Annotated in this window: 18 protein-coding genes; 9 read left to right on the top strand and 9 right to left on the bottom strand. The window is 70.6% G+C overall.

Annotated elements, in window-relative coordinates:
* The first annotated feature begins 84 nt into the window (after nt 1-84).
* The 3 genes from ACWD68_RS05160 to paaK all read left to right on the top strand — a co-directional run bounded on the left by ACWD68_RS05160 (nt 85) and on the right by paaK (nt 4124).
* Nucleotides 85-1044, top strand: a complete 960-nt coding sequence (locus tag ACWD68_RS05160; RefSeq protein ID WP_451805108.1) for a 5-dehydro-4-deoxyglucarate dehydratase — start codon at nt 85-87, stop codon at nt 1042-1044.
* A gap of 114 nt (nt 1045-1158) precedes the next feature.
* Nucleotides 1159-2490, top strand: coding sequence for an enolase C-terminal domain-like protein (locus ACWD68_RS05165; protein WP_451805156.1), 1332 nt, complete (start codon nt 1159-1161; stop codon nt 2488-2490).
* A gap of 326 nt (nt 2491-2816) precedes the next feature.
* Complete coding sequence (gene paaK, locus ACWD68_RS05170; RefSeq protein WP_451805109.1) at nt 2817-4124, top strand: phenylacetate--CoA ligase PaaK; 1308 nt, start codon at nt 2817-2819, stop codon at nt 4122-4124.
* Between the two features lie 102 nt (nt 4125-4226).
* Here the strand turns inward: paaK and ACWD68_RS05175 are convergent, their stop codons facing one another.
* Nucleotides 4227-5726 carry an acyl-CoA synthetase gene (locus ACWD68_RS05175; protein ID WP_451805110.1) on the bottom strand — a complete coding sequence of 500 codons (1500 nt, stop codon included), beginning with the start codon at nt 5724-5726 and terminating at the stop codon, nt 4227-4229.
* 130 nt (nt 5727-5856) lie between these two features.
* Between ACWD68_RS05175 and ACWD68_RS05180 the strand changes: the two genes are divergently transcribed.
* The gene (locus ACWD68_RS05180; RefSeq protein WP_451805111.1) at nt 5857-8268 is read left to right on the top strand and encodes a penicillin acylase family protein; all 2412 of its coding nucleotides are present in this window, start codon (nt 5857-5859) and stop codon (nt 8266-8268) included.
* Nucleotides 8269-8381: 113 nt separating this feature from the next.
* On the opposite strand, the gene ACWD68_RS05185 is transcribed toward ACWD68_RS05180, so the two are convergent.
* From ACWD68_RS05185 to ACWD68_RS05195, 3 genes are read right to left on the bottom strand one after another with little or no spacing between them, the layout of a single operon-like run.
* Nucleotides 8382-8549, bottom strand: a complete 168-nt coding sequence (locus tag ACWD68_RS05185; RefSeq protein ID WP_451805112.1) for a hypothetical protein — start codon at nt 8547-8549, stop codon at nt 8382-8384.
* The gene (locus ACWD68_RS05190; protein WP_451805113.1) at nt 8546-10096 is read right to left on the bottom strand and encodes an acyl-CoA synthetase; all 1551 of its coding nucleotides are present in this window, start codon (nt 10094-10096) and stop codon (nt 8546-8548) included. The genes ACWD68_RS05185 and ACWD68_RS05190 overlap by 4 nt, the downstream gene beginning before the upstream one ends.
* Nucleotides 10093-11205, bottom strand: a complete 1113-nt coding sequence (locus tag ACWD68_RS05195; RefSeq protein ID WP_451805114.1) for an NAD(P)H-dependent flavin oxidoreductase — start codon at nt 11203-11205, stop codon at nt 10093-10095. The genes ACWD68_RS05190 and ACWD68_RS05195 overlap by 4 nt, the downstream gene beginning before the upstream one ends.
* Nucleotides 11206-11377: 172 nt before the next feature.
* Between ACWD68_RS05195 and ACWD68_RS05200 the strand changes: the two genes are divergently transcribed.
* Nucleotides 11378-13159 carry a serine hydrolase gene (locus ACWD68_RS05200; RefSeq protein WP_451805115.1) on the top strand — a complete coding sequence of 594 codons (1782 nt, stop codon included), beginning with the start codon at nt 11378-11380 and terminating at the stop codon, nt 13157-13159.
* 119 nt (nt 13160-13278) lie between these two features.
* Here ACWD68_RS05200 and ACWD68_RS05205 read toward each other — a convergent pair whose 3' ends face one another.
* The 4 genes from ACWD68_RS05205 to ACWD68_RS05220 all read right to left on the bottom strand — a co-directional run bounded on the left by ACWD68_RS05205 (nt 13279) and on the right by ACWD68_RS05220 (nt 19211).
* Nucleotides 13279-14844 (bottom strand): phytoene desaturase family protein, encoded by a 1566-nt coding sequence (locus ACWD68_RS05205; RefSeq protein WP_451805116.1) that lies wholly within the window; start codon nt 14842-14844, stop codon nt 13279-13281.
* Between the two features lie 241 nt (nt 14845-15085).
* Entirely contained in the window at nt 15086-17365 is a 2280-nt protein-coding gene (locus tag ACWD68_RS05210) for a tetratricopeptide repeat protein (protein ID WP_451805117.1), read from the bottom strand.
* A gap of 65 nt (nt 17366-17430) precedes the next feature.
* The gene (locus ACWD68_RS05215; protein ID WP_451805157.1) at nt 17431-18228 is read right to left on the bottom strand and encodes an oxygenase MpaB family protein; all 798 of its coding nucleotides are present in this window, start codon (nt 18226-18228) and stop codon (nt 17431-17433) included.
* Between the two features lie 797 nt (nt 18229-19025).
* On the bottom strand, nt 19026-19211 hold the full coding sequence (locus tag ACWD68_RS05220; RefSeq protein ID WP_451805118.1) for a hypothetical protein: 186 nt from the start codon (nt 19209-19211) through the stop codon (nt 19026-19028).
* A 661-nt stretch (nt 19212-19872) separates the two neighbouring features.
* Between ACWD68_RS05220 and ACWD68_RS05225 the strand changes: the two genes are divergently transcribed.
* From ACWD68_RS05225 to ACWD68_RS05240, 4 genes are all read left to right on the top strand, one after another.
* Nucleotides 19873-20220 (top strand): HNH endonuclease, encoded by a 348-nt coding sequence (locus tag ACWD68_RS05225; RefSeq protein ID WP_451805119.1) that lies wholly within the window; start codon nt 19873-19875, stop codon nt 20218-20220.
* Nucleotides 20221-21419: 1199 nt separating this feature from the next.
* Complete coding sequence (locus tag ACWD68_RS05230; protein ID WP_451805158.1) at nt 21420-21692, top strand: NUDIX domain-containing protein; 273 nt, start codon at nt 21420-21422, stop codon at nt 21690-21692.
* Nucleotides 21693-21708: 16 nt separating this feature from the next.
* Nucleotides 21709-21888 (top strand): hypothetical protein, encoded by a 180-nt coding sequence (locus tag ACWD68_RS05235; RefSeq protein ID WP_451805120.1) that lies wholly within the window; start codon nt 21709-21711, stop codon nt 21886-21888.
* Between the two features lie 145 nt (nt 21889-22033).
* A protein-coding gene (locus tag ACWD68_RS05240) for an IS5 family transposase (RefSeq protein ID WP_451805121.1) occupies nt 22034-22914 on the top strand; the annotation gives its coding sequence in 2 pieces (ribosomal slippage) (nt 22034-22394 and nt 22394-22914; 882 coding nt in all).
* A 15-nt stretch (nt 22915-22929) separates the two neighbouring features.
* Here the strand turns inward: ACWD68_RS05240 and ACWD68_RS05245 are convergent.
* Nucleotides 22930-23325 carry an Imm7 family immunity protein gene (locus ACWD68_RS05245; RefSeq protein WP_451805122.1) on the bottom strand — a complete coding sequence of 132 codons (396 nt, stop codon included), beginning with the start codon at nt 23323-23325 and terminating at the stop codon, nt 22930-22932.
* Nucleotides 23326-24206 lie beyond the last annotated feature (881 nt).

Consider the following 24206-nt stretch of genomic DNA (forward strand, 5'->3'; position numbering starts at 1 on the left):
GCCCCATCCATTGACCCCCGGGGGTTCACGAACTTAATCTGTGTTCGCATACATAGACAGCATCTGCATATAGGGATGAGACTCATGGCGGGGTTCAGCGCGGAGCACGAGCGCGTGGTCGAGCGGCTGCGGGACGGCATGGCGAGCGGGGTGCTGTCGTTCCCGCTCACGAGCTTCACGGAGGACGGCGACCTCGATCCGGACTCCTACCGGGCCTATCTGGCCGCCCAGTTGGCCACGGCGCCTGGTGCCGTGTTCCCCGCCTGCGGGACCGGCGAATTCAGCGCGCTGGACGAGGACGAGTACCGCACGGTCGTCACCGCGACCGTCGAGATCGCCGACGGCCGACTGCCCGTGGTCGCGGGCGTCGGCTACGGATGGGCGCAGGCGCTGCGGTTCGCCCGGATCGCGGAGGAGGCCGGCGCGGACGCCCTCCTGGTGCTGCCCCACTATCTCGTCGAGGCCCCCGAGAGCGGCCTGGTCGAGCAGCTGCGCCGGATCGCCGCAGGTACGCGGCTGCCGCTCATCGCGTACCAGCGCGGTCCGGTCGTCTTCACCCCCGAGGGGCTGCGCGCCATCGCGGAGATCCCCACCGTCATCGGGCTCAAGGACGGGCACAGCGACCTCGACCGGCTCCAGCGCCTGACACTCGCCGCGCCCGACGGCTTCCTGTTCTTCAACGGAGCCGCCACGGCCGAGATCCAGGCCCGCGCGTACGCCACCGTGGGCGTCCCCGCCTATTCGTCGGCCGTCCACGCCTTCGCTCCCGAGATCGCCGACGCCTGCTTCGCCGCACTGCGGGCCGGCGGCGAGACGACCGTGACCAAGCTGCTGCGGGACTTCTACGTCCCGCTCGTCGAACTGCGCGACCGGGTGCCCGGCTACGCGGTCTCGCTGGTCAAGGCCGCGGCCCGGCTGCGGGGCCTTCCGGTCGGCCCGGTGCGCGCGCCGCTCACCGATCCCGGCCCGGCCGATCTCGCCGCCCTGGAGCACATTCTCGACACCGGGCTGGCGCTCGTCGGAGCCACGCGCCGACCCGCCTGAAGCGCGCGGGGGACGGTCCCGAGCGGTTCGGGGCGGTCCGTCCGCCCGCCCGGCCCGTCGCCGTCATCCTGTGATCACCGGCCTCGGTCACCCTCGTACACAAGGATTCTGATGATGAGCCAGCAACCGACGATCACCGAGTTCTCCGTCTACCCGGTCGCGGGACGGGACTGCATGGAACTGAACCTGTCGGGCGCCCATGGCCCCTACTTCACCCGCAACGTCGTCGTCCTCAAGGACTCCGAGGGGCGGACCGGACTCGGCGAGGTACCCGGCGGGGAGAAGATCACCCGGACGCTGCGCGACGCGGAGCCCCTCGTCCTCGGCGCGAAGGTGGGCGACTACCAGCGCGTCCTGCGCGGGATCGGGGACCGCTTCGGCGACCGCGACGCGGGCGGGCGCGGCGCCCAGACCTTCGACCTGCGGACGACGGTCCATGCCGTCACCGCCGTCGAGTCAGCCCTCCTCGACCTGCTCGGCCAGCATCTCGACGTGCCGGTCGCCGCCCTCCTCGGCGACGGCCTCCAACGCGATCGTGTACGGGTGCTGGGCTATCTCTTCTACGTCGGCGACCCGGACCGCACAGACCTGGCGTACGCCCGGGAGAGCGACTCGGACGTGGACTGGTACCGCCTGCGGCACGAGGAGGCCCTCACGCCCGGCGCGATCGTCCGGCAGGCGGAGGCCGCCCACGATCTGTACGGCTTCCAGGACTTCAAGCTGAAGGGCGGTGTCCTGGAAGGCGCCGAGGAGGTACGGGCCGTACGCGCGCTGAAGGACCGCTTCCCCGAGGCCCGGATCACGCTCGACCCCAATGGTGCCTGGTCGCTGCGAGAGGCGATCGAGCTGTGCGAGCCGCTGGTCGGCACGCTCGCCTACGCCGAGGACCCCTGCGGCGCCGAGGACGGCTACTCGGGGCGCGAGATCCTGGCCGAGTTCCGCCGGGCGACGGGGCTGCCGACGGCGACGAACATGATCGCCACGGACTGGCGGCAGCTGACCCACGCCCTGGCCCTCCAGTCGGTCTCCATCCCGCTGGCCGACCCGCACTTCTGGACCATGCGGGGTTCGGTGCGCGTGGCCCAGCTGTGCAACGCGATGGGCCTGACCTGGGGCTGCCACTCGAACAACCACTTCGACATCTCGCTCGCCATGGTCACCCACTGCGGAGCCGCGGCACCGGGCGCGTACAACGCCCTCGACACCCACTGGATCTGGCAGGAGGGTCTGGAGCGGCTCACGGTCGCCCCGCCGCGCATCGTCGACGGCGAGATCGCGCTTCCGGACGCCCCCGGCCTCGGCGTCCAGCTGGACATGGACCGGCTGCTGGCGGCGCACGAGCTGTACCTGAAGGAGGCGCTCGGCGCCCGCGACGACGCCGTCGGGATGCGCCACCTCGTCCCCGGGTGGGAGTTCGACGCCAAACGCCCCGCCTTGGTGCGCTGACCGTCATCCCGACCCCGGGGCGACCGACACCTGCGGGGCCCGCGGCGACCGACGCGACCGACGCGGCGGACCCGGCCGCACAGGCTCACCGAGCCACGGTGCCTGCCGTCGCACGCCCACCGCCCGTCGCAGGTCCACCGCCCTGAGCCCTCCCCCGCGCTCCGCACTCACACACCCACCACACTCCCGCTCGCCCCCGCTCTCCCTCCGCAAAAAGCGGCGTCGACCCCTTGCACTGACGCTGGACACCTGAATTACTGATCCGGACCAGCACGACCGAATGATCGGTCGTCCGGAATCGCACGGTTGGCGAAGGAGAAGTCGCGATGGCGGGCTCGACGGACTCGAAGGACCTGCTCGACGCGGGCGAGCGGCTCGACGCGGAGGGATTGCGGGCCCTCCAGCTGGAGCGGCTGCGCACCTCGCTGCGCCACGCGTACGAGAACGTTCCCTTCTACCGGGAGTCCTTCGACAAGGCCGGGCTGCGCCCGGACGACTGCCGCTCGCTCGCCGACCTGGCGCGGTTCCCCTTCACGACGAAGGCGGATCTGCGCGAGAACTACCCGTACGGAATGTTCGCCGTGCCGCAGGACCGGATCCGGCGCATCCACGCGTCGAGCGGGACGACCGGGCGCCCCACCGTCGTCGGCTACACGGAGAACGACCTGTCCATGTGGGCCGACATGGTGGCCCGTTCGATCCGCGCGGCGGGCGGCCGGCCCGGCGACAAGGTCCATATCGCCTACGGTTACGGGCTGTTCACGGGCGGACTCGGCGCCCACTACGGCGCCGAACGGCTCGGCTGTACGGTGATCCCCGCGTCCGGCGGCATGACGGCGCGTCAGGTCCAGCTGATCCAGGACCTGAAGCCCGAGATCATCATGGTGACCCCCTCGTACATGCTGACCCTGCTCGACGAGTTCGAGCGGCAGGGCGTCGACCCGCGCGGCACCTCCCTGCGGGTCGGCGTCTTCGGGGCCGAGCCGTGGACCGAGGAGATGCGCCGCGAGATCGAGGAGCGGTTCGCGATCGACGCGGTGGACATATACGGCCTCTCGGAGGTGATCGGCCCGGGTGTCGCCCAGGAGTGCCTGGAGACCAAGGACGGTCTGCACATCTGGGAGGACCACTTCTACCCGGAGGTCGTCGACCCCATCACCGGTGAGGTGCTGCCGGACGGTGCGGAGGGCGAGCTGGTGTTCACCTCGCTCACCAAGGAGGCCATGCCCGTGATCCGTTACCGGACACGGGACTTGACGCGACTGCTGCCCGGCACGGCGCGGGTCTTCCGCCGGATGGAGAAGATCACCGGGCGCAGTGACGACATGGTGATCCTGCGGGGGGTCAATCTCTTCCCGACGCAGATCGAGGAGATCGTGCTGCGGACGCCGGGGGTCGCCCCGCACTTCCAGCTCCGGCTGACCCGTGAGGGCCGTCTCGACGCTCTCACGGTTCGGGCCGAGGCGCGGTCCGGCGCCACGCCCGAGACACGGGAGGCGGCGGCTCGGGCGATCACCGCGGGGATCAAGGACGGGATCGGCGTCTCGGTCACGGTGGAGATCGTCGAACCGGAGTCGCTGGAGCGCTCGGTGGGCAAGCTCAAGCGGATCGTGGACCTGCGCCCGCGCCCCTGACCGGCCACGGCCACAAGTGCGCCAGGCCCCGGGCCTCGACCCGACGCCGAACCGGCCCCGCGCGTCTCCCTGTTGGAGCGAGGCCGCGACGGCCGGCGTCCGCTAGGCCTCGCCGAACCGGTCCCTCAGCTCCCGCTTCAGGATCTTGCCGCTGGCGTTGCGGGGCAGCTCGTCCACGAACAGGACGCGCTTGGGCGCCTTGAAGTGGGCGAGCTTCTCGCGTGCGTGGGCGATCAGTTCGTCCTCGGTGACCTCACCGCGCGGGACGACGACAGCGGTGACGGCCTCGATCCAGCGCTCGTCGGGGAGCCCGACGACGGCCACCTCGGCGACCTGCTCGTGGGTGTACAGCGCGTCCTCCACCTGCCGTGAAGCGACCAGGACGCCACCGGAGTTGATGACGTCCTTGACCCGGTCCACGACGGTGAAGTACCCGTGGGCGTCGCGCACGGCGAGGTCCCCCGAGTGGAACCAGCCGTCACGGAACGCCTCGGCCGTCTCCTGCGGCTTGTCCCAGTAGCCCTCGCACAACTGCGGTGAGCGGTAGACGACTTCGCCCGGTGTGCCGTCGGGCACGTCCTTGCCGTCCTCGTCGACCACCCGTGCGTCGACGAACAGCACCGGGCGTCCGCACGAGTCCATGCGGCCCTTGTGCTCGTCGGGCCCGAGGACGGTGGCCAGGGGGCCGATCTCGCTCTGGCCGAAGCAGTTGTAGAAGGCCAGTTTCGGCAGCCGTTCGCGCAGCCGCTCCAGGACGGGGACCGGCATGATCGACGCCCCGTAGTAGGCCTTGCGCAGGCCGCTCAGGTCACGGTCGGCGAAGTCGGGGCGGTTCGACAGACCGATCCACACGGTGGGCGGCGCGAAGAGGCTGTCCGCGCGGCCCGCCTCGATGAGGTCGAAGAGCTGACCCGCGTCCGGCGAGTCGAGGATGGTGTTCGAGGCGCCGATCGCGAGATAGGGCAGCAGGAACACGTGCATCTGCGCCGAGTGGTAGAGCGGCAGCGAATGGACCGGCAGGTCCCCGGCACTCAGATCGAGAGCGGTGATCGCGCTCAGGTACTCGTGCACCAGGGCGCGGTGCGTCATCATCGCGCCCTTGGGCAGAGCGGTGGTGCCCGACGTGTAGAGCAGCTGCACGAGCGTGTCGCCCCGCGGCTCCTCACCGTCGTACGGGAGTGCCGTGTCCATCCGCGCGAGGAGCGAGTCGTCGGCGTCGCGCAGCGGCAGGGTCCGTACGCCGTCCGGGAGCCGGTCGGCGAGGTCGGGGTCGGCCAGGACGAGGGTGCTTCCCGACTGGCCGACGATGTAGGCGAGGTCGTCGCCGGTCAGGTTCTGGTTGACCGGCACATGGACGAGTCCCGCGCGGGCGCAGGCGAGGAAGCCGATCAGGTAGGCGTCCGAGTTGTGGCCGTAGGCGCCGACGCGGTCGCCGGGGGCCAGCCCCTCGTCGAGGAGGACGGTCGCCGCGCGGGAGACGGCCTCGTCGAGTTCCGCGTACGTCCAGGAACGCTCGCGGTAGTCGACCGCGCGCCGCGCGGGTGTGCGCCGGGCACTGCGCCGCAGCACCCCGTCAACCGTACTGCCATGTCCAGGCGTCATGTCACGTGATCCTCGGTCCAGGGACCGGGGAGGTCAAGTCACCGCACTGAGGTCGAACAGTCGTACCGACAGCGCACATACCCGTTGGTACGCTCAACCGCCCCTTCCCCCAATGATGTTGGGAGGCACGATGCGCATCCGTAGGAGACGGCTCGTCGTCGCGGCCGTCGCCCTGCTCACCGCCGCGGCCACGCTGCCCGCGGCCGCGGCGGAGCGACAGGCCCGGCAGGAACACCCCTCGCACGGCGGGCTGTCAGCCGTGATCCGCTACACCGAGTACGGCATTCCGCACATCGTCGCCAAGGACTACGCGAACCTCGGCTTCGGCACCGGCTGGGCACAGGCCGCCGACCAGGTGTGCACCCTCGCCGACGGATTCGTGACCCTGCGCGGCGAGCGGTCCCGCTTCTTCGGGTCCGGCGCGGCGCCGGACGGTTCCCTGTCCTCGGCGGCCAAGAACCTCTCCAGCGATCTGTACTTCCGCGGTGTGCGGGAGGCGGGCACGGTCGAGAAGCTGCTCGCCGAGCCCGCGCCCCGGGGGCCCGGCCGTGATGTCAAGGACCTGATGCGGGGCTGGGCGGCCGGCTACAACGCGTGGCTGGCGCGGAACCGCGTCACCGATCCGGCGTGCCGCGGAGCTTCCTGGGTCCGCCCGGTGACCCAGGTGGACGTCGCCGCGCGCGGGTTCGCGCTGGCGGTGCTCGGCGGCCAGGGCCGCGGTGTCGACGGCATCGCGGCGGCGCAGCCACCGACGGCGACGGCGACGGCTGTCACCGGCGTGCCCGACGCGAGGCGCACGGCCGCCGCCGCGCGGGAACTGTTCGACACGGCGGACATGGGGTCCAACGCCGTCGCCTTCAGCGGTGCCTCGACCGCGAACGGACGTGGCCTGCTGCTCGGCAATCCGCACTATCCCTGGCAGGGCGGCCGTCGCTTCTGGCAGGCGCAGCAGACGATCCCCGGCGAGCTGAACGTCCAGGGCGGCGCGCTGCTCGGCACCGCGACGATATCCATCGGTCACACCGCACGGGTGGCCTGGAGCCACACCGTCGCCACGGGCGTCACGCTCAACCTCCATCAGCTGACGCTCGATCCGGCCGATCCGACGACGTATCTGGTGGACGGCAGGCCGGAGCGGATGACGCGGCGCACCGTCACCGTCGAGGTGCGGGACGGCGCGCCGGTGACGCGTACCCAGTGGTGGACCCGGTACGGTCCGGTCATCAGCACGCTCGGGGCCCAACTGCCGCTGCCGTGGACGACCACGACGGCGTACGCGCTCAACGACCCGAACGCCGCCAACCTCCGCGCCTCGGACACCGCGCTCGGCTTCAGCAAGGCCCGCGACACGGACGGCGTCCTCGCGGCCCTCAGGCGGACGCAGGGGCTGCCGTGGGTGAACACGGTCGCCGCCGACTCGCACGGTCACTCGCTGTTCACGCAGTCGCAGGTGCTCCCGCGCATCACCGACGAACTGGCGCAGCGCTGTTCGACGCCTCTGGGCAAGGTCACGTACCCCTCGTCCGGGGTCGCCGTGCTGGACGGGTCGCGCGGCGACTGCGCGCTCGGCAGTGATCCCGACGCCGTGCAGTCGGGCATCTTCGGACCGGCGAGGATGCCGGTGCTCAAGGACGCGCCGTACGCGGAGAATTCCAACGACAGCGCCTGGCTGGCCAACGCCGGCCAACCGCTGACCGGGTACGAGCGGGTGTTCGGCACGATCGGCACGCAGAGGTCGATGCGGACGCGCGGAGCCGTCGAGGACGTGGCCGCGATGGCCGCGCGGGGGCGGCTGACCGTACGGGATCTTCAGGCGCAGCAGTTCGCGAACCGGGTGCCCGCGGGTGATCTCGTCGCGGACGACGCGGCGCGCGCCTGCGCCGCGCTGCCCGGTGGCACGGCGACGGGCGGCGACGGCAGGGCCGTCGACGTGACCGAGGCTTGTGGTGTGCTGCGGGCCTGGGACCACTCGACGGACACCGGCAGCCGGGGCGCGCTGCTCTTCGACCGGTTCTGGCGGAGGCTGACGGCCGCGGTACCGCCCGCGCAGCTGTGGAAGGTCCCCTTCTCGGCGGCGGACCCGGTCCGCACCCCGAACACGCTCGACACCTCCGCGCCGGGCTTCGCCACGGCCCTCGCGGACACGGTGACGGAGCTCCGGGCGGCGGGGGTGGCGCTGGACGCGCGGCTCGGCTCCCACCAGTTCGTCGTACGCGGTGGTGAGCGCGTCCCCGTGCCGGGCGGCACGGAGTCGCTGGGTGTGTGGAACAAGGTGGAGATGCCGTGGAGCCCGGCGGCCGGCGGATACACGGAGGTCGTCACCGGGTCCTCGTACATCCAGGCCGTCGGCTGGGACGGCGGCCGCTGTCCGGTCGCCCGCACTCTGCTGACGTACTCCCAGTCCTCGAACCCGGACTCGCGGCACTTCAGCGATCAGACGCGGCTGTTCTCGGACGGGCGCTGGGTGACGTCGCGGTTCTGCGAGAAGGACATCCTGGCGTCGCCGGGACTGCGGGTGGTTCGGGTGAGCGATCACCGCTGACCGTGGCACCGCCCCGTAGATCGGGCCTTGGGCCCCGTCCCTCGGGTCTCGGGCCGGACGGCGGATGACGGTGCGCGGTGTCCAGGGTTCCCTGGACACCGCGCGCCGTCGCGTCACAGGCCCATGTGGCCCGGCTTGTCGGGGTCGAGGACCGCGAAGACGCCGTCGACGCGGCCCTCGTGGACCGAGACGGTGACGACCTGCTCGATGCCGTCGGCCGAGAGCGCGAGCGCCGGTGCCCCGTTCTCGGCGTGACAACTCGGTGATCCGACCTGGGTCACATCACTCGGGTGCGGCCCTCCCAGTAGGGGTCCCGCAGCCGCCGCTTGTACAGCTTTCCGTTGGGGTCGCGGGGCATGGTCGCGATGAAGTCGACGCTCTTGGGCCGCTTGTACCCGGCGAGCTGCCGCTCGCAGTGGCCGAGGATGTCGGCGGCCAGCGCCGGACCGGCCTCGTGGCCCGGCGCGGCCTCGACCACGGCCTTGACCTCCTCGCCCCAGTCGTCGTGCGGGATGCCGAAGGCGGCCGCGTCGGCGACGGCGGGGTGGGTGAGCAGTGCCGCCTCGATCTCGGCCGGGTAGATGTTGACCCCGCCCGAGATGATCATGTCGATCTTGCGGTCACGGAGGAAGAGATAGCCGTCCTCGTCGAGATGGCCAAGGTCACCGACGGTGAAGAAGTCACCGATGCGGTTCTTCCGGGTCTTTGTCTCGTCCTTGTGGTACGAGAATCCGCCGGTGCTCATCTTCATGTAGACGGTGCCGAGTTCACCGGACGGCAGCCGGTTGCCGTCGTCGTCGAAGACCGCCAGTTCGCTGATCGGCCACGCCTTGCCGACGGTGCCGGGCTTCTTGAGCCAGTCCTCGGCTGTCGCGAAGGCTCCGCCGCCCTCGCTGGCCGCGTAGTACTCCTCGACGCTGTCGCCCCACCACTCGATCATGGCTCGTTTCACATGGTCCGGGCACGGGGCCGCGCCATGGATGGCGTGCCGCATGGAGGAGACGTCGTAGCGGGCCTTCACCTCGTCCGGGAGTGCCAGCAGCCGGTGGAACTGGGTCGGCACCATATGGGTGTGGGTGCACCTGTGTGCGTCGATGACACGCAGCATCTCCTCGGGCGTCCACTTGTCCATCAGCACCAGCCGGTGGCCGATGTGCAGGGACGCGCCCGCGAACTGGAGGACGGCGGTGTGGTAGAGCGGCGAGCAGACGAGGTGCACGTTGTCGCCGAACGGCCTGATGCCGAAGATGGCGAGGAAGCCGCCGAGGTACGACTCCTCGGGGAGCTTGCCGGGCAGCGGGCGCCGGATGCCGCGCGGGCGGCCCGTGGTGCCCGAGGTGTAGTTCATGACCCAGCCGAGGGTGCGGTCCTCCGGCGCGGACCCGGGCTGCCCGTCGAGGAGTTCGGCGTACGGCCGGAAGCCCTCGATCGCGCCGACGGCGTACCGCCGGTCCCCGGGCAGCTTCGCCTCGTCGGCGGCGTGCCGGGCCGCGTCGGCGAACCGTTCGTGGGCGATGAGGACCTTGGCGCCGGAGTCGGAGACGATCCAGGCGATCTCGGGGCCGACGAGGTGGTGGTTCACGGGGACGAGGTAGAGACCGGCCTGCGAGGCGGCGAGGTGGGCGACGAAGAACTCGACGCCGTTGGGCAGCACGACCGCGAAGGAGTCGCCGCGTCGGAGGCCTGCGGCACGCAGTCCGTGGACGAGCCCGTTGGCGGCCGCGTGCAGCCGTCCCGCGGTCCACTCGTCTCCGGCGGGGGTGACGAGGACGACGCGCTCGGGGTCTGCGGCGGCCTGGGCCCAGAAGCCGTTCGGTGCTGTGCTCATGCCCTTTCCTCCCTGCCGGCGATACGGTTGATGCGGTCGACGGCGCGCTCGAAGCCCCTGGTCAGGTCGTCGAAGACCTCCTGGACAGCGCGTTCGCTGTTCATCCGGCCGACGATCTGCCCGACCGGTGTGCCGAGCAGGGGCCCCACCTCGTACTTCTGGATGCGTGAGACGGCGTCGGCGACCAGCAGCCCCTGGAGCGGCATGGGGAGCGTGCCGGGACCGTTCGGGTCGTCCCAGGCGTCGGTCCACTCGGTGCGCAACTGACGTGCGGGCTTGCCGGTCAGGGCGCGCGAGCGGACGGTGTCGCCGGAGCCGGCGGCGAGCAGCTTGCGGGTGACGGCGGGTGAGTGCATGTCGGCCTCGGTGACGGTCAGCCAGATCGACCCGAGCCACACCCCCTGGGCGCCGAGACTGAGCGCGGCGGCCACCTGCTGTCCGCTGCCGATCCCGCCCGCGGCCAGCACCGGCAACGGGTCCACGGCGTCGACGACTTCGGGGGTGAGCACCATCGAGGCGATCTCCCCGGTGTGCCCGCCGGCTTCGTAGCCCTGTGCGACGACGATGTCGATACCCGCCTCGGCGTGCTTGCGGGCGTGCCGGGCGCTGCCCGCGAGGGCCGCGACGAGCACCCCCTGGGCGTGGGCGCGCTCGACCACGTCGGCGGGCGGTGAGCCGAGTGCGTTGGCGAGCAGCTTGATCGGATAGTCGAAGGCGACGTCGAGCTGACCGCGGGCGACCTGCTCCATCCACCCGGTGATGCGCCAGCCCGACACCTCGCCCTCGGCGAGTTCGGGGACGCCGTACTTGGCGAGGGTGTCCTTGACGTACTGCCGGTGCCCCTCGGGGATCATCGCCTCGACGTCCGCCTCGCTGACGCCCTCGACCTTCTTCGCGGGCATGACGACGTCCAGGCCGTAGGGCCTGCCGTCGACGTTCGCCTCGATCCAGTCGAGGTCGCGCTCGAGGTCGGTGGGTGTGGTGTAGCGGACCGCGCCGAGCACACCGAATCCGCCCGCGCGACTGATGGCCGCGGCGACGGCGGGAAACGGCGTGAAGCCGAAAATGGCGTGCTCGACTCCCAGTTCCTTGCTCAGCTCCGTCTGCATGGCCGCAGGATGCCGCAGACGTCCGGACGAGGGAAGGCCTTTTCTGATACTCCGTCAGATCTTCGGAGGTCCGCCGTGGAGGGTTGACACGCCTGCGCCTGACGGGAAAGTTTCACTCGGCACGGCAGACCCGGAAAGATACTTTCAGGCTACGTGAGCGGGAGGCTTCTCGATGACCGAGCGCGCGAAGGGCAGAGCGGGCGGCGAACTGACCCGTCGTCAATGGGGCAAGGGCGTACTGGCCGTGGGCGGAACGCTGGCCATCGCGCCGTTCCCGGCCGGCCCCGCGGTGGCCTCGGCGGGGGACGGCCGCCGGACCCTGCGGCACGGCACCCCCGGCCAGGCCGGACTGCTCGCCGGCCATCTGCGCCAACTGGTCGTGGACGCCGAGGCATTCCTCGGCCCCTCCCCCCAGCACCCCTGGTACGCCGGTGCCGTCCTGCTCGCCGGGCGCGGCGGCACGGTGGCCCTCCACCAGCCGATCGGCATGGCCGTGCGCTACGCGGCGTACGACGAGAAGACCGACACCGGTGTGGAGCTCCCCGCCGACCGGCAGATCCCGGCGGCGAAGGACACGGTCTACGACCTGGCCTCCGTCTCCAAGCTGTTCACGTCGATCCTCGCCGTGCAGCAGATGGAGCGCGGGGCCCTGGAGCTGGAGGCGGCCGTCGCCTCCTACCTCCCGGAGTTCGCGGGCGGCAAGAAGGACATTACCGTCCGTCAACTGCTCACCCACACCTCCGGGTTCCGCTCCTGGATCCCCCTGTACAAGGCGCCGACCCACGAGGGCAAGCTCCAGCTCATCTGGGACGAGGTGCTCCTCCATCCGCCCGGCAGCACGTACCTCTACTCCGACCTGAACCTGATCTCGCTCCAACTGGTCCTGGAGCGGATCACCGGCCGGACCCTCGACACACTCCTGCGCGAGGAGATCACCGGTCCCCTCGGCATGGACCGCACCCGCTACAACCCGCCCGCTTCCTGGAAGTCCCGGATCGCCGCCACGGAGGACGCCCGGCTGCCCTGGTCGGGGCTGGACCGCGGGCTCGTGTGGGGCGAGGTCCACGACGAGAACGCGTTCTCCCTCGGCGGGGTCGCCGGTCACGCGGGTGTCTTCTCATGCGCGTGGGACCTGGCCGTTCTCGGCCGTACGCTGCTGAACGGCGGAGCGTACGGCAGGGCACGCATCCTGAAGCCGGAGACGGTGGACCTGATGTTCACCGACTTCAACACCGCCTTCCCGGGCGACGAGCACGGCCTCGGCTTCGAGCTCTACCAGCACTGGTACATGGGCGCGATGGCCACACCGCGCACCGCGGGCCACACCGGCTTCACCGGCACCTCGCTCGTCCTCGACCCGACGACCGACTCCTTCCTGATCGTCCTCGGCAACTCCGTGCACCCGGTGCGCAATTGGCGATCCGGTTCCGCTCCCCGGGTCGCCGCCGCGAACAACCTGGCGCGGGCCGTCGCGATGCGCCCCGCGCGCGGCCGTACGTCCTGGTTCTCCGGGACCGCGAACGCGACGACCGCGACACTGACGCTGCCCGCGCTCGACACCACCGCCGGCCCCGCACGGCTCGGCTGCGCACTGTGGTGGGACACCGAACCCGGGTCGGACCTCCTGTTCCTGGAGTCCTCCACCGACGGCGGCGCGACCTGGCGGCCGGTCCCCTTCACGACCCGACGGCGGTCCGAGGACCCCGAGGGCCATCCCGCGGGCACGGCCACCGGCTGGTCGGGGCGCGTCTGGCACCGGCTCGGCGCGGACCTGCCGAGCGCCGCGGCGCTCACGCTGCGCTGGCGGTACACGACCGACCGGCTGTACGTCGGCCGCGGCGCGTACGTCGACACCCTGCGGGTCGGAACCAGCGACCGCGTCCTGTTCGACGAGGCACGACCGGCGGACGCCGCACGGATCGCGCCGGTGGGCTGGGCGCCGTCCCGGGACTGAGGGCAGGCCGGGGGCGGTCGTGCGCTGCCGCCCCCGGCCGCGCTCCCCTCGATCCGGTCCCCGACCCGAGACCCCAGGTGGCGTTCCCGGAGTGTCCGTCTTTGATCGAGACGAACGCCCTAGCCACCCTGGCCGAGCGACTCCAGTACGGCCTTCGCGGCGTTGTGCCCCGGGACCCCGCTCACCCCGCCGCCGCGCACCGCGCCCGCCCCGCACAGCATCACGTTCGCGTGCCGGGTCTCGACGCCCCAGCGGCCGGTGCCTTCCTGCGCGTACGGGAAGGCGAGGTCACGGTGGAAGATGTTGCCGCCGGGCAGCCGCAGATCGCGCTCCAGGTCGAGCGGGGTCTTCGCCTCGATGCACGGCCGCCCGTCCGCGTCGGTGGCCAGACAGTCGGCGAGCGGCTCGGCGAGGTGCGCCTCCAGCTGTGCCAGCGTCGACTTCAGCAGCTCCTCCCGTACGGCGTCGTTGTCCCGCTCGAAGAGCCGGGCCGGCGTGTGGAGGCCGAAGAGCGTGAGGGTCTGATACCCCTGCTCGACCAGGTCCCGGCCGAGGATGCTGGGGTCGGTGAGCGAGTGGCAGTAGATCTCGGAGGGCGGCGCGGCGGGCAGTTCACCGGACGCGGCCTGCGCGTGGGCGGTCGCCAACTGCTCGTAGCCCTCGGCGATGTGGAAGGTCCCCGAGAACGCCTCGCGCGGGTCCACGGCGGTGTCCCGGAGCCTCGGCAGCCGCTTGAGCAGCATGTTCACCTTGAGCTGCGCACCCTCGGCGGGGGTGGGCGGCTCGTCTCCGGTGAGGTGCGCGAGCTCCTGCGGCGAGGCGTTCACCAGGACGTGCCGGGCCGCCACGACGCCCTCGCCGTCGGCGGTCCGGTAGGTGATCTCGGCGGACTCGCCGTCCGTGTCGATCCGCAGCACCTCGTGCCCGGTGGCGATCACCGCGCCCGCGGTGATCGCCGCGGAGGCGATCGCGTCGGTGAGGGCACCCATCCCGCCGACGGGCACGTCCCAGTCTCCGGTGCCGCCGCCGATCACGTGGTAGAGGAAGCAGCGGTTCTGCCGCAGGGACGGGTCGTGGGCGTCGGCGAAGGTACCGATCAGCGCGTCGGTGAGGACGACACCGCGTACGAGGTCGTCGGTGAAGTACTCCTCGACGGCCGCGCCGACCGGCTCCTCGAAGAGGATCCGCCAGGCTTCCTCGTCGTCGAGGCGCGCCCTCAGCTCCTCGCGGGTGGGCAGCGGCTCGGTGAGTGTCGGGAACACGTTCCGGGCGACGCGGCCGGTCATCCCGTAGAAGCGCTGCCACTCCTCGTACTCACGGTCCGAGCCGGTCAGCCGGGCGAACGCCTCGCGGGTGCGCCGCTCGCCGCCGCCGACGAGGAGCCCGGTGGGCCGTCCGTCGCGCTCGACGGGCGTGTACGAGGAGACCGTGCGGCCACGGACCCGGAAGTCGAGCCCCAGGTCCCGCACGATCTTCCGGGGCAGCAGGCTCACCAGGTACGAGTAGCGCGACAGACGCGCGTCGACTCCGGCGAACGGCCTGGTGGAGACGGCGGCGCCGCCGGTGTTGCCCAGGCGCTCCAGCACCAGCACGGACCGCCCGGCCCGGGCCAGGTAGGCGGCGGCGACCAGTCCGTTGTGGCCTCCGCCGACGATCACGGCGTCGTATTCCGCGTGTACAGGCATGGTTCTTGGTAGCACGTGATGATCTACGTCGGCCAGGGGTGCGCGGCAAGCGGCGGGCGGCCGTACGAGGGGGCACGGACATCTCGGACTCCGGGGCCATCGCCGGGTGGGCTCCGGTTCCGCGACGGACGGGCGCCCGGTCCGGCCACGGACGGTGCCCGGTTCCGCCGCGGATGCGTGGGCCCCGGCGCACTCCGCCTCTCGCTGTCCGGGCAGGCAGCCGCCGCGACCGCCCCGGTGGTCAGCGGCCTCCGGCGGCCCGCTGCCGGCGCAGCGCGGCCACTCTCCGGTACAGCTCCGCGGCTTCCTGCCCGTGCCCCAGCTGCTCCAGGCAGTGCGCTTCGTCGTTGCGGCTGGCCAGGGTGTCGGAATGGTCGGCGCCGAGCACGCGCTCGCGGGCGGCGGCGACGCGCCGGTACTCGGTAAGTGCGTCGGCCCAGCGGCCGAGCCAGCCGAGACCGACGGCCACCTCGCGGCGGCTGACGAGGGTGTCGGGGTGGTCGGCGCCGAGCACGCGCTCGCGGATGGCGCACACGTCACGGGACTCGGCGAGGGCCTCCTCCCAGCGGCCGAGGCGGCCGAGGTTCACGCCGAGCCCGTGCCGCGCGCGCAGCGTTTCGGCATGCGTGGCGCCTTGTGCCCGGGTGCGGTCGTCGACGAGGGAGCGGTACAGCTCCAGTGCCTGTGCGCTGCGCCCGAGCCGGCCGAGGCTGATGCCCACCTCGTAGCGGGCGGCGAGCGTGTCCGGATGGTCCGGACCCAGGGCCTGCGCACGGGCCGCGGCCACTTCCTGATAGGAGTGCAGCGCCTCGGGCCAGCGCCCCAACTGGCCCAGCGCGTAGGCCACTTCGTAGCGGGTCACGAGCGTGTCGGGGTGCGCCGGGCCGAGCACCCGGGCGCGGGCGGCGGCGACCTCGCTCGCCATGCGGTACGAGTCCTCCAGGCGCCCGAGCCGGCTGAGGTTGAAGGCGAGGTTGTGGCGGCAGCGCAGCGTGTCGGGATGGTCGGGGCCCATCGCCCGCTCCCGGACGGCGAGCACCACGCCGTAAGCCTGGTGCGCCTCGGTGTGGCGGCCCAACTGGCCCAGCACATAGGCCATTTCCTGCCGGGCGGCCAGGGTCTCGGGGTGTTCGGCGCCGAGCACCCGCTCCCTGGCCCGGGCGACCCGGGCGTACTCGCGCAGCGCCTCGGCGGGGCGTCCCGTGCGGCTGAGGGTGAAGCCGACCTCGTAGCGGCTGGCGAGTGTGTCCGGGTGGTCGGGCCCGAGCAGATGCTCCCGTTCGGCGGCGACCGAACGGTGCACCTCTCCCGCCTCGGTCCACCGGCCGAGCCGCCCGAGGCTCAGCCCGGCGTTGTGCCGCCCCTCCAGGGTGGTGAGCAACTCGGGTGCGGGAGTGGGTCGTTCGCCACGGACCTGCTGGGGCGTCACGGCCGTGGAAGGGCGGGCGATCCACTCGCCGGTGAGCCCGGCGGAGGCGTCCGGCGGGGTGACGCGCAGTCCCGCGCCGGTGGCCTTGTGGCCGGTGGTCATGCCCTGCGTCCAGGACGGCAGCCGGGGTTCCCGGGAAGGCGGCTGCTCGGGGCGGGACGCGCCCCGGGCGGCAGGGGGCCGCCCACCCACGGCGGGGTGCGGCAGAGCCGGGGTGACAACGGTCGGCACGTACATCGGCGTGGTGCGCCCGGCGCTGATGCGGCGGCCGAGTTCGCGGGCGTCCCGCGGGCGCTGCTCGGGCCGTTTGGCGAGCAGGTCGAGGATGATCCGCTCCAGGTACTCGGGGAGTTCGGCCCGGTGGCTGCGCGGCGGCTCGGGCACGGTGTCGCGGTGGCCGACGAGGACGGCCCAGGCGTCGTCGAGGTCGAACGGCGGTGCCCCGGTGGCGATTTCGTAGAGCACGCACCCGAAGGAGTACAGGTCGCTGCGCTGGTCGACCTCCGAACCGCCGATCTGTTCCGGCGACATGTAGTGCGGGGTGCCCATCGCGATGCCGGTGCCGGTGAGCCGTGAGGTGAATCCGATGTCGTGGCCGAGGCGGGCGATGCCGAAGTCGCAGATCTTCACGGTGCCGTCGGTCAGCCGCATGATGTTCGCGGGCTTCAAATCGCGGTGCACGATGCCCTGTTGGTGGGTGTACGCGAGGGCGGCGGTCACCTGGTCGGCTATGTCGACGACCAGGGCGACCCCGAGCGGATGATGTCTGTTCTCCTCCAGGAGCTGGCCGAGGTTGCTTCCCTCCAGCAGTTCCATCACCAGGTACAGCACGCCGTCGGACTCGCCGAAGTCATGGACGACGGTCACCCCGCGGTGCTGAAGGGCCGCGGCGACCCGGGCCTCGCGCCGGAACCGCTCGCGCAGGACGCGGGTGAAGGACTGGTCGTGGTGCGGGCCGAGCGGTTTGAGACACTTGACCGCCACGTGGCGACCCAGCGATTCGTCCCGCGCCCGCCACACCTCGCCCATGCCACCGCGCCCGATCAGGTCGAGCAGCCGGTAGCGGCCCTGGATCAGCCTGCTCTCCGCCATCTGGTGTGATCGCCCCCGTCACTGCTCAGCCTCGAGCCCTCCCCCGGCCCGTCCAGTATGACGAGCTATCTGCCGACTTTGAACGGCGCCGGTCGCGAGCCGGGGCCGAGCCGTGACATGGCCGAGAGAATGTGTCGGGGCGGGAGTTGCCAGCGCAGCCGTGCGGGGACACAGCGCAGCGTGGTGCCCGTGACGCGCAGACCGCGGGTCACCGCGGCGGGCGGCGGCGCCGACCTGCCGTACAACGCGTGGGCGTGCGGCGGCAGAGCGGCGTACGCGAGCCGGGCCACGCGCCGCCACAGCAGTGCGCGCGCCGGTACGAGCAGCGGATGGACCGGCGGACGCGAGAGGAAGTCGTCCACGTCGCGGGCCTCGGGTCCCGCGGCGAGTTCGGGGAGCACCTTCTCGAAGTACGCGGCCAGTTCGGCCCGGTCCGCCGGCGCCCGGTCCGGGTCGAGCCCCACCAGCCGCGCGCCGACCCGGTGTTCCCCGATGTAGCGGTCGGCCTGCGCGTCCGTGAGGCGGAAGCCGGAGCGCCGCAGGACGTGCAGATAGGAGTCGATCTCCGCGCAGTGCACCCACAGCAGCAGTTCGGGCTCGTCCACCCCGTAGCGCTCGCCGGTGTCCGGGTCGGTGGCGGTGAGCATGCGGTGGATCTTCCGCACCCGGGCCCCCGCCCGCTCCGCCGCCTCGGTGGTCCCGTAAGTCGTCGTTCCGACGAAGTTCGCGGTGCGCATCAGCCGGCCCCAGGCGTCGCTCCGGAAGTCGGAGTTCTGCATGACGCCCCGTACGGCGCGCGGGTGGAGGGCCTGAAGGTAGAGCGCGCGGATCCCGGCGACCCACATCATGGGGTCGCCGTGCATCTGCCAGGTGACCGACTCGGGCCCGAACAGCCCGGGGTCACCGGCTCCGGTGGGGTCCACTCCGCCAGTGTGCCCGGGATTGCCAATTGGCACACGCGAGCACGCCTGAACTGCTGTGATGCCCGGACCCGACCACCGGTCACGGTCTGACAACAGGCCAGGTGGTCGGGCCCGTGGTCGGGGCCGTGGTCGGGGCCGTGGTCGGGGCCGTGGTCGGGGCCGTGGTCGGGGCCGGTCACGGGTGCGCAGGGTGCCACCGCGCCACATTGCGCGGCCCGATTGCGCACCGCGACGGCGGTACGCCCTCGCGGCAGTGCGCAGCTGCTGCGCACAGAGTGGACGCCCGTGCGCATTGGGCCGGCTCCTTGGTTGCGCAACGGCTGTGGCACCCCGATCTGCGGCGCTCAGCGTGCTGGTCATCCCGTGCCGTGCGTGCGCCGCCTAGGCCTCACCGTAGGGCGGCGCCAGCCGTGGTGGGGTCTGTGGTCGGGGTCTGTGTCTGTGTCTGTGTCTGTGTCTGTGTCTGTTCTAAGTCTTTAGCAGTCTCTCTGACCTGGGAGTTTTAGCAGGTCGCCTGACAAGTTGGCAGCCGCTGGCCCCCGGGGCTGTGGGTGTCGCAATGGAGAAGATGCGGCGTCGGGTACGCCTCCCCCGCTTGGCAGCCTGAAGCGCCATCGCGGCCGGGCCGACCGCCCTGTGCGTCACCATCACCTCAGCCCCGACCACAGTGCAGGCCACACCCCAAGCCCGGCCCGGGCGCGCATCGCTGCGCAGAGAAACGACCCCGCCGGGAATGCTCAGCTGTTCCTCGGCGCCTGGCTGCGCAGCAGCCGGGATGACGCCACAAGTGCGCAGGCGCGGCTTGCGCACTCGATAGAGCCGGAGGTCGAACCTGCGGCTGGGGACTCGGCGTCCGCCTCGCGGTCAACCGCGGCCTGCCCCTCGTCCTCACCGGCCACGTCGAAGGCGACGTCATCCAGCACGGGGAGATCTTCGCCCCGCTGCGCGCCATGGACCTACGGGTCGGGCATATCGTCACGGTCCTTGAGAGGATGGCGATCTTTGACGACAACAGCGGACCCTCCTTCCCCGCTCCGAGACCGAGGCTGGACCCGCGTCCTGCCGGACGGCGACCCTCGCACTCTCCCGCGACGGGAAGGCACGGTCTGGCTCTACCTCAACCGAGTCCGCCCAGCTCTGGGTGAGGGACCGGAACGGAATCCGAGCACGCCGCGAGCGGGTGCCGGGAATTCACTGGTCCCCACAACTCAGTGAGAGCGGGTTACCGCGCACCCCACCAGCCCGGAAACGCCGGACTGAGTGCCCACCCTCACCAACAGCTCTGCCCGTGCACCACCCGTTCGGGGTGGCCGCAGAGGTCGTGAGGCAGAGCGCGGGGAGACTGCACCGCCCATGAGTATCCGGCTCGTCCGCGAGTCGCCGAAACGGGTTGTAAGCCCGTGTGGTCTCCCCACCAGGCCCGGACCGGTCTCGCCGGCGAGGGCAACGCCAAGCCCACTGACCCAACGGTAGAGGTACGCGGTACCAGCCCCGACTCGGGGATATCGGCCGCAGAGTTCCCCGGTTCAAGTCCGGGGGTGGGCACGCAACGACGAGCACCAGGACGACGACCAGGGGATGAACATGCGGTGTGTTGACTGCACCGAGCCCGCCACTCACCGGGGCCGCTGCGAGGGTCACCACCGGGTCTACGAACGAGGCGCTTCGGTACGTGCTCGGCGAGTCCGCCGGGCGGTGCTGGTCCGGGCGTTCTCGGGGGCCGCTCGACTCCGTGCTCTGGTCGGTGCCCGTGGTGGTGCTCGCTGTGGGCGGTGCGGGTCGCTCGTCCTCGCGGACGTGGTGGACGTGGACCATGTGCAGCCGCTCGCCCTCGGTGGCGAGGACACGGACACGAACGTTCAACCCCTTTGCCACGGCTGCCACCAGCGCAAGACTGCAACGGAGTTCGGGGGCATATCGACATCGTCCTGAAACGGCCCTACCGCATGTAAATCCAGGTTCCGAATCCAGAAGTAAGTGCGGTGGCAAGCGCAGTTATGAGCCGTGCAGGAAATCGATCGGCAGTCACGCGGAAGTCGCCAATCCTGACTTCGAAATAGGGTTCCTTTTTGGGCATAGCTGACCTCCGCGCTGTTATGAGTTGGGTTTCAAAGCGCCGACCGCTTACGGACGTTGGGCCACTCAGAGTGGCTCTCGGTGCAAACAACGGTACTAGGTAGGTAAAGGATTAACCCTACTGCTTTGGGAGGATCTTTCCTTGCCGTGCTCCGCAACACGCTACGCGGCCCGCTGACTCTCAGTCATGGAGGGGCCGATTCATGACCAAGCCGGTACACGACCGAACCCGGTCGTGCAGCACACGCGGGAGGTGCAGCAACGAGGCACGAGCGCACGTCATCGACTAGTGATCCACGCTGTGAACCCCGACCACGCGCTAGCTGTCAGCAACGTCAACAGCTTCACCCGGATGCGCTGCATGGTCACGCGGAGCCCGCCGATGCGGATGTCCACCGCTCGTTGGGTGGGTTCGTGCTGCATTGCTTCTCCCTGCGTCTATTGATGCCACCTGGTGCCCTGTGAGGCGGGTTCACTGTGATTGAGAGTGGGGCGGATTGTTCCGGTAGCCGCAAAAGTAAGCGCTGCGAACAGGCCATGACAAAGCAGCAACTGCACCCCAGGCAGACGACGAGAACGACTCCGACAGCCCCGCTGAGGCAGTTGGGTGACTACAGCCCCGGAACGGTCCCGAAATGCTGTCAGGGAGCCCCACCGGACGCGCGCCGAGAGCATCAGGAAGCATCCCCTCCCACTGAATTCACCGAGCTACTGCGGGCTTTGTACCGGGCACCGGTCCATCTGGTGCGACGGGTGCTGCGGATTCGGCGGGTGTCAGCTCTGCGGATGGACCGAGAAACGCCCCTGCCCCATATGCGTTGGTGGCAGCGCGGAACCTGTCCGCTGGTGACTCCGGCCCGCTGAGGACGGCCCGAGCAAGGCTCAGCGCGTCGGCCGCCCCGCCTGTGCGTCCCATATCCCCGTGACGCATGGGCGGGGCCCTGTTCCCATATCTCATCCCCCAAAGCCAGGAGCGCGCTTCGGCGTGCCCGCACAACGAGGAGACGTCTTGCACAGTGACATTGACCTGACCAACCCGCTCGGTCGGTCGGCGCATCGGCGCTCTCGCGCTGATCCGTAACGAGAGCGGAGCGGTCCTCATGGTCGAACCGTCCTACAAAGACGGGTGCATCCTGCCGGGAGGCGCAGCGCACGGCGACGAACCCGCACACGAGGCGTGCGCCCGTGAAGTGACCGAAGAGACCGGGCTTGCCAACTTCCGGCCGGGCCGGTTGCTCCTGGTCGACTACACCCCCGCGCAACGGAAGCACTCGCCGTTCTCGACGGCTTCGGGCCCGCGCAGTTCCTCTGCGAGGGCAAGTCGGTGACGGCGGACAACCGGTAATGGGAATCGCCAAGCGAACCGTAGCGGCGGCACAGGCAGCCATCGAGCGGGACCGGACGAACGGCACACCGCAGAACACGCACGGGTCACTCGCGGACCGACACGTCCGCACCCACACGCCGGAAAGCCTCTACCCCAACGAGGCTGACGACGACAGCGACACCGAGACGGCGTCATAGCACCGGTTCGAGTCGAGCCCCGTCCATGCACCTCCCCCGGCGCATTGGGCGGGGCTTGCGCATGGTCCCGGCACCAGCTTCCCGTCAGCTAAGGCGTGCCCGGCGGATCATGAGTGTTCCGATGGTCATGGCCGTTTAGTTGGTCGTGGGCCGTGGTGATCTGACGAACGAGGAGTGGCTCCGTCTGGAGCCTCATCTGCCTGTGGGCGGGCGGCGTGGTGGGCGGTGGGCCGGCCACCGGAGGGTAATCAACGGGATTTTGTTCCGTGAGCGGACGGGGATCCCGTGGCGAGACCTGCCGGAGCGGTTCGGCAGGTGGAAGACGGTCTACGAACGGCACAGACGCTGGTCCGCCGGCGGCACCTGGGAACGGATACTCCAGGCCGTCCAGGCCGACGTCGATGCCGATGATCGGATCGACTGGACCATGGTGGGCGTCGACTCGACGTCCTGCCGTGTCCACCAGCACGCCGCCGGCGCCCGCAGGAAGGCTCCGCGGACACCGAAAAAAGATCAAGCCCTCGGCAGCACCGCCCCGACGAGGGACTCGGAAGGTCCCGGGGCGGACTGACGAGCAAGATCCACCTCGCGAGCGACGGCGGCTGCAGACCACTCGCCCTGCTGGTCACTCCCGGCCAGTGGGGCGACGCACCACAGATCATCCCGGTCCTCGAACGCATCCGCGTGCCCCGCACCGGAGAAGGAAGGCCGCGCACCACCCCGGACCGACTGAGCGCAGACAAGGCGTACTCGTCCCGCAGCAACCGCCGCTACCTGCGCAGACGCCGGATCAAGCACACGATTCCTGAGCCGAGGGACCAGAGAGCCAACCGTCGGCGCCGTGGTGGCAGAGGCGGCCGTCCTGTCGGCTTCGACAAGAAGCAGTACAAGCGCCGCAACGAGGTCGAGCGGACGATCAACCGCCTGAAGAGCTTTCGCGCCGTTGCGACTCGCTTCGACAAACGGGCCTACGCCTTCCACGGCACCATCACGGTGGCCGAGATCCGGCTCTGGCTCCGAGCATGATCCGGCGACGCTGCCTCAACCCGTGAAGGGATCTTCCACCGTCGCGATGTACGGCGACAGCAATGCCTCCGTGTGCTGCGTGACCCTGCCTCGAACGAGCCTCAGCACGCGTACCTCGTTCTCGCGATCCGATTCCTCGTCATCGAGAACGTGGAGGAGCCCGTAGGAACCAGGGGCTACCACGGCAACATGCTCAAACAGTTCGACAACGTCAGGTGATGAGCGGTGATTGGAAGAGCCGCCGAGGTGGATGAACGGCTCGCCGTTCATCCACCTGAGGTCAAGCAAGTACGGGCTGTCCATCTGGGCGATGTGACGGCGAAGCTCATCGACGATCTGCCGCAACCGGAACTCATCGTCGTCATCGGCTGCGGTCTCCCTGACCGTGATCTCCCCGTGGTACTCAAACATCCCACGATCGTAGTGAGATGACCCGCTCCACCGTTCCGGCCGCAGCATGATCCGCCGGACACGCCTCAGGTCCCGAGCCTCACCGACGACCAGGCGGCAGACATCGTCACCGCTGTAAAGTCGTCGTTCAGCGACTGAACAGACACGGAAGCGCCCCGTTCGGCCACGTGCCGGGCGGAGCCCCTTCGGCCCTCTCACAGAACTACCAGTTACGAGTATCCGGTGGAGCTGATGCATTGATGCGCCTGGAAGTCGCTTGTGACCGACCCTCGCTTTCAACCCGCTCTTGCCATCCGCTTCGGCGGATTGGGCGTCGACCGCCTCTTGTCCACTCGTCGGCCAGGCCACCCTGTGGCGTGGGATCCGCGTGACCGCCGTGGGCACCGGCGCAGCGGCGGACCTGCCCGGCGTTGCCCAGACGGCGTCGCCATCCCTGCGGCCGCTGCTCGACTACGCCCGCCCCGCCTCCTTCTCACTCATCTTCACCCGGCCTGGGAAAAGCGGCTCCAGAGGGGATGTCAGCATCCCGACCACGGGCGTGGGCCTGGGTTGAGCTGCGCGGATACCAGTGTCGGGCTCTGAAGTCGCGCAAGAGATGCTGCAAGAGACGTCGCAGGAGAAGCCGCAAGAGATCCCGCTAGAGATGTCGTGTCCCTCTTCACCAGAGCACGTGGCGCCGAGCGCGCGGCTGGCGCGTAGCACGTTGCATTCCACCGGCCGGAAGGTGCAGGAACGGGTGTAGGTCAAGTGTGTGGCGCATCCGGCGACTCGATCGGGTTGCCGCCCACAGACCCCGACCACGGATCGCCCCCGTGGCTGAACTCGAGGTCGGGCCGACCATGGATGCGTGGGTGTCTGCGCCGCAGTACGTGACGCCGATT

This window comes from Streptomyces sp. NPDC005141 (genome assembly GCF_053599975.1).